Origin of the sequence: Pseudomonas sp. RA_35y_Pfl2_P32, from assembly GCF_963970735.1 — a bacterium.
Lineage (GTDB): Bacteria > Pseudomonadota > Gammaproteobacteria > Pseudomonadales > Pseudomonadaceae > Aquipseudomonas.
Genome location: NZ_CAXAQF010000456.1, coordinates 1 through 247 on the forward strand (window position 1 = coordinate 1; position 247 = coordinate 247).

At 57.5% G+C, this 247-nt stretch carries 1 protein-coding gene; it reads left to right on the plus strand.

The genetic code is table 11. The features are described 5' to 3' along the window. Nucleotides 1-247, plus strand: a 247-nt coding sequence (locus AACY45_RS29150; RefSeq protein ID WP_339548921.1) for an immunoglobulin-like domain-containing protein, incomplete at both ends; no start/stop codon positions are given.

Here is a 247-nt window from a genome sequence, read left to right on the forward strand (position 1 = left end):
CTGCGCAAGGTGATGACGTCTACAAAGACGGCGAAACCATCAAACTCGGCGTCACTGACGCCGCAGTCGACGGCAAATCCTTCGAAAATCTGGTTCTCGGTAACGAAGCCGTCGTTAAAGTCGGCGACACCCTCTCTGAAGTGGTCGCCACCTTGTCTGTGGATAAAACCACCGTCACCGAAGGCGGCCAGGTCACTTACACCGTGACCCTGACCAACGCTGCCGGCATGCCGATGGCCAACCATGG